The 4,935-nt window shown below is 70.4% G+C and carries 5 protein-coding genes and 1 pseudogene; 2 read left to right on the top strand and 4 right to left on the bottom strand.

The genetic code is table 11. The annotated features are described in order from the left end of the window. Nucleotides 1-267 (top strand): annotated as a pseudogene (locus VM95_RS43950) (TerD family protein); the annotation flags it as partial. Between the two features lie 71 nt (nt 268-338). On the opposite strand, the gene VM95_RS36925 reads toward VM95_RS43950, so the two are convergent. Further along, entirely contained in the window at nt 339-1,073 is a 735-nt protein-coding gene (locus tag VM95_RS36925) for a Tellurium resistance (protein ID WP_045705580.1), read from the bottom strand. A 383-nt stretch (nt 1,074-1,456) separates the two neighbouring features. Between VM95_RS36925 and VM95_RS36920 the strand changes: the two genes are divergently transcribed. After that, nucleotides 1,457-2,638, top strand: a complete 1,182-nt coding sequence (locus VM95_RS36920; protein ID WP_045705578.1) for a DUF2637 domain-containing protein — start codon at nt 1,457-1,459, stop codon at nt 2,636-2,638. An 85-nt stretch (nt 2,639-2,723) separates the two neighbouring features. Here VM95_RS36920 and VM95_RS36915 read toward each other — a convergent pair whose 3' ends face one another. The 3 genes from VM95_RS36915 to VM95_RS36905 all read right to left on the bottom strand — a co-directional run. Beyond that, nucleotides 2,724-3,821: a DUF475 domain-containing protein gene (locus VM95_RS36915; protein ID WP_045705576.1), complete on the bottom strand. Its 1,098-nt coding sequence runs from the start codon at nt 3,819-3,821 to the stop codon at nt 2,724-2,726. Between the two features lie 152 nt (nt 3,822-3,973). Further along, nucleotides 3,974-4,552, bottom strand: coding sequence for a TerD family protein (locus VM95_RS36910; RefSeq protein ID WP_045705574.1), 579 nt, complete (start codon nt 4,550-4,552; stop codon nt 3,974-3,976). Between the two features lie 260 nt (nt 4,553-4,812). Further along, nucleotides 4,813-4,935: TerD family protein (locus VM95_RS36905; RefSeq protein ID WP_045705572.1), on the bottom strand; the 123-nt coding region annotated here is incomplete at its 5' end.

Below are 4,935 nucleotides of genomic sequence, written 5' to 3'. Positions count from 1 at the left end.
GGCTACGGCTACCCCCAGCCCAGCACGGGCCAGCAGCCGCCCGCCCAGCCGTACCCGCCCCACCCCGGCACCGGCTACGGCTACCCCCAACCCCAACCCCAACCGCAGCCCCAGCCCCCGGCCACCGGCTACGGCTACCCGCAGCCCGGCACCGGCCAGCAGCCGCCCGTCCCACCGACCCAGCCCCCGGCACCGCCCGCCCAGCCGACCCAGCCCGCCGAGGAGTTCGCGCTGCCCCCGCAGGGCCCGCAGTTCCAGCCCCGCTGACCCGCCCGCCGGCGGGGCCGCCCACCACCAGGCCCCGCCGCACCGGTCTGCCGCGCTACTGCCCTACTGCCCTACTGCCCCTTGTACCCGCGCTGCCACTGCATGCCGAAGCCGTACAGCCGGTCGATGTCCGCCTGGAACCCGTTGACGTACCGCACCTCGCGCCGGACGGTCAGCTGGTTGTCCCCCGCGTTCTCGATCAGCACCACCGCGCAGGAGCGCGCCGCCCGGGCCCGCTCGTCCAGCTTGATCTCGATCCGCGGCCCGGTCTGCGGCACGATCGTGATCACCGCGTGGGTGTGGTCGAAGGCCGGCGTGCCGTCGTAGATGTAGACGAAGATCAGCAGCCGCTTGAACTTGTCCTTCTTCTCCAGGTTGACGTACATCGTCTCGCCGGAGGGCGCCCCGTACTGGTCGTCGCCGCTGAGCTTGATGTACGGCGGTTCCCGCAGGTCGCCGAAGAGCTCGCCGAGCGGCTGCACCACGCCCCGGGTGCCGTCCGACAGTTCGTACATGCAGGCCAGGTCGAGGTCGACGTTCAGCTGGACGCCCTGCGCGGCGTCCGGCTCCAGCGGGCTGAGGATCCGCGGGCTGAAGAAGCGCTTGAGGCTGTCCCGGGTGCTCGGCCGGGCGGCGCCGGAGCGAGTGGTCCAGTGCAGGTTGACGTAGAGGTAGCCGGTGGTGGCCGCCGAGCCGGTGATCGCGTGCTGCGGCGCCGACTTGGTGAGTATGACCTTGTGCTGACCGCCCGGGTTGTCGAAGGTGTAGCTCTTGTCCCCGCGCAGGTACTCCCAGATCGAGACCATCCCGTCCTCTCCCCCTGCCCCGTCAGGCGATCTGACGGTCCGCCGAACCATGATCGGGCATCGGGCCGGCCGCCGGATACCCGAACCTTCCCCTCCCCTACCCCGCCCGGCCTCCCGACGCTCACCCGGCGGCCGATCCCGTGCGCCACACAGGAGTTCGGCCGGGCCGATTCGCCGGAGGAAGCCGCCCTCCCGTAACATGCCGCCCCTTCGGACGCGATATCGTCTAGCCGCACAGGTGTCCCGACCACCCCTGCCGCGGGGGCCGGGCATGCCGTGCGGTGACGAACGAACCGTCAGGCGGTGCCCGCGCGGCGGGAGCTGAGCGCCTGAGCGTCGCACCGTGTACCTGTCCCCTGCCGAAACCCGAGGCCCGACCCGCAATGAATCTGACCTCCATACAGCTGGTCTGGACCGTCGTCGGCGGCGTAGCCCTGCTGTTCGTCGCCGTCCTCCTCGCGACGCTGCGCTTCAAGAACAACTCGAAGAAGGAGGAGGGCGGCGACTCCTGGGAGCGCAGCGAGGAGCGCCGGCGCCGCAAGGAGATGATCTACGGCATCTCCTCGTACACCCTGCTGTTCTGCTGCGCCGGTGTCGCGGCCGCGCTGTCCTTCCACGGCCTGGTCGGCTTCGGCAAGGAGAACCTGGGCCTGTCGAACGGCTGGGAGTACCTCGTCCCGTTCGGCCTGGACGGCGCCGCGATGTTCTGCTCGGTGCTCGCCGTCCGCGAGGCCAGCCACGGTGACGCCGCGCTCGGTTCGCGCCTGCTGGTCTGGGTGTTCGCGATCGCCTCGGCCTGGTTCAACTGGGTGCACGCCCCGCGCGGCCTGGGCCACGCCGGCGCCCCGCAGTTCTTCTCCGGCATGTCGATCTCGGCGGCGATCCTGTTCGACCGCGCGCTGAAGCAGACCCGCAAGGCGGCGCTGCGCGAGCAGGGCCTGGTGCCGCGGCCGCTGCCGCAGATCCGGATCGTCCGCTGGCTGCGCGCCCCGCGCGAGACCTACGCGGCCTGGTCGCTGATGCTGCTGGAGAACGTCCGCAGCCTGGACGACGCGGTCGAGGAGGTGCGCGAGGAGCGCCAGGCGAAGCTGGACGCCAAGGCCCGCGCCCGCACCGCCGACCGCCGCGAGCGGGCCGAGCTGAAGGCGATCTCCCGCCAGGGCGGCATGCTCGCCCGGGCCCGCGGCGGGCGCCAGGTGCCCGCGCTCACGGCCGGGGACGGCCCGTCCGCTACGGAGCCTGCCCTAGCCGCCGAGTCCGACAGCACCTCCCCGAGCCGGTCCGGCTCGGCCGCGCTGGACTCCGGCCGCCACGCGCGCCCCGCGGTCGGCTCGTCGTACTCCTCCTCGACGTACTCCTCCTCGTCGAGCACCTCGTCGAGCAGCTCGTCGAGCAGCAGCTCGTACTCCTCGCCGAGCAGCAGCTCGTACTCCTCCTCGGGCGCCGGCACCGGCTCGCACCGCAGCTCGACCATCGACCTGACGTCCGACGACGACACCCTGTCGATGCCGAAGCTGGACTCGCTGGAGCGCAAGCTGCGCGCGATCGAGCAGCAGCTGGGCTGACCCCGCACCGCCCCCGTACGACGAGAAGCGGCCGCCTCCCGGGATTCCGGGAGGCGGCCGCTTCTCGTGGTCAGGGCGGGGCGCGCTACCTGCCGCTGCCGACCAGTTCGCCGGGCTCCTCGGCCGACGGCTCCCGCCGGTTGCGCAGGATCGACGAACCGAGCGCCAGCCCGATGAAGGCGACGCCGATCAGGCCGGTGACGATCTCCGGGATGTGGTACTTGATCCCGACCAGCAGGATCACCGCCAGTGCGCCGATCGCGTAGTGCGCGCCGTGCTCCAGGTAGACGTAGTCGTCCAGGGTGCCCTTGCGGACCAGGAAGACGGTCAGCGAGCGGATGTACATCGCGCCGATGCCGAGGCCCAGGGTGATCTGGAAGATGTCGCTGGAGATGGCGAAGGCGCCGACCACGCCGTCGAAGGAGAAGGAGGCGTCCAGGACCTCCAGGTAGAGGAAGAGGAAGAACGCGGCCTTGCCGGCGACCTGGACGATCGACTTGCCGGACTTCTCGGCCTCCTCCTCGCGCTCGGCCTCCTCCTCCAGGCCCGACTCGAAGATGGAGGAGAGGCCGCCGACCGCGAGGTAGGTGATCAGGCCGAGGACACCGGCGAGCAGGACGGTCTCGGCGTGCTCGGCGGCGAAGAAGCGGGAGGCCAGCACCAGGGCGACCAGGGCGACGACGCTGGACAGCGCGTCCAGCTTGCCGACCTTCTCCAGCGGGCGCTCCAGCCAGCCCAGCCAGTTGTGCTCCTTCTCCTCGAACACGAAGTCCAGGAAGATCATCAGCAGGAACACGCCGCCGAAGGCCGCGATGGCCGGGTTGGCCGCCTCCAGGTACTGCCCGTAGGTGAGGCCGGCGTGGGTCTTGTCGGAGTGGAGCGCGAGGTCGATGACGGTCGCGGGGTTGAGCTTCGCGGTGAGGCCGACGACCAGCAGCGGGAAGACCAGCCGCATCCCGAACACGGCGATGAGCACGCCGACTGTCAGGAAGATCCTCTGCCAGTACGGGTTCATCCGCTTCAACACCGTGGCGTTGACCACCGCGTTGTCGAAGGACAGGGAGATCTCCAGGATGGAGAGGATCAGCACGATGCCGAAGCCTTGGGCCCCCCAGAGCAGTCCGGCCGCGATCAGGCCGATGACGGTGATCGCGAACGACCAGCCGAAGGTGCGGAGGAACACGGGACTTGGTTACCTTTCGGGTCTCAGGCGCGCCGGGGCCGGCCTCGTCCCGAGACGCCCTGACCGGGCCGGGCCCGGTCAGGTCACCCCCGCACCGCCCTCTGTTCTCATCATCAGTGGGTGCTATTTGTCTGTTTTGATCTGATCAGCCCTTACTGTACGTCGACACCGAAGTCGAGGGCGATGCCGCGCAGGCCGGAGGCGTAGCCCTGGCCCACCGCGCGGAACTTCCACTCGCCCGCGTACCGGTACAGCTCGCCGAAGATCATCGCGGTCTCGGAGGAGGCGTCCTCGGACAGGTCGTAGCGGGCGATCTCCTGACCGTCCAGGGAGTTGACGACCCGGATGTAGGCGTTCCGGACCTGGCCGAAGTTCTGCAGCCGGGCCTCGGCGTCGTAGATCGACACCGCGAAGACCACCTTGTCGGCCTGCGCCGGCACCAGCTCCAGGTTGACCAGGATCAGCTCGTCGTCGCCCGCGTCGTCGCCGCCGGTGAGGTTGTCACCGGTGTGCTCGACGGAGCCCTCGGGGCTCTTGAGGTTGTTGTAGAAGACGAAGTACTCGTCGCCGAGCACCCGGCCGGAGCCGCAGATCAGCGCACTCGCGTCGAGGTCGAACGGGGCACCCGTGGTCGAGCGGGCGGACCAGCCGAGACCGATCTGGACCTGCGTCAGGTTCGGCGCGGCCTTGCTGAGCGAGACGTTCCCGCCCTTGGCGAGCGTGACCACCATGACTGCTCTTCCTCCTTGTCCTCTCCCGGAGCGCGCCTTCAAGGTGTAAACCCCCACGGCCCCGGCCGGCCCCGGTTGGCCGGCTGAACTTCCTGAACTCACCCATCCTCGCAGCGCCGCGGAGCACCACGAAGCCGGGGCGGCCCCGGACCGCGAGGGGTCCGGGGCCGCCCCGGGAAAAGCTCGGACCGCGCACGGCCGCGACGAACTCCGAAGAACCGCAAGGGACTCCGCAGCGCCGGGCCGAGGGCCGCGAACCGTCAGACGTTGACGCCGAAGTCCTGGGCGATGCCGCGCAGGCCGGAGGCGTAGCCCTGGCCGATGGCGCGGAACTTCCACTCGGCGCCGTTGCGGTACAGCTCGCCGAAGACCATCGCGGTCTC

This window comes from Streptomyces rubellomurinus (assembly GCF_000961885.1).
GTDB classification, from domain to species: domain Bacteria; phylum Actinomycetota; class Actinomycetes; order Streptomycetales; family Streptomycetaceae; genus Kitasatospora; species Kitasatospora rubellomurina.
Note: the sequence above shows the minus strand (reverse complement) of the source record. Positions and strands in the feature narration are given on the sequence as shown.

Bases quoted from the DNA above. Each gene is read 5' to 3' on its own strand.
- VM95_RS36925 (WP_045705580.1), bottom strand. From the start codon at position 1,073: ATGGTCTCGATCTGGGAGTACCTGCGCGGGGACAAGAGCTACACCTTC.
- VM95_RS36920 (WP_045705578.1), top strand. From the start codon at position 1,457: ATGAATCTGACCTCCATACAGCTGGTCTGGACCGTCGTCGGCGGCGTA.
- VM95_RS36910 (WP_045705574.1), bottom strand. From the start codon at position 4,552: ATGGTGGTCACGCTCGCCAAGGGCGGGAACGTCTCGCTCAGCAAGGCC.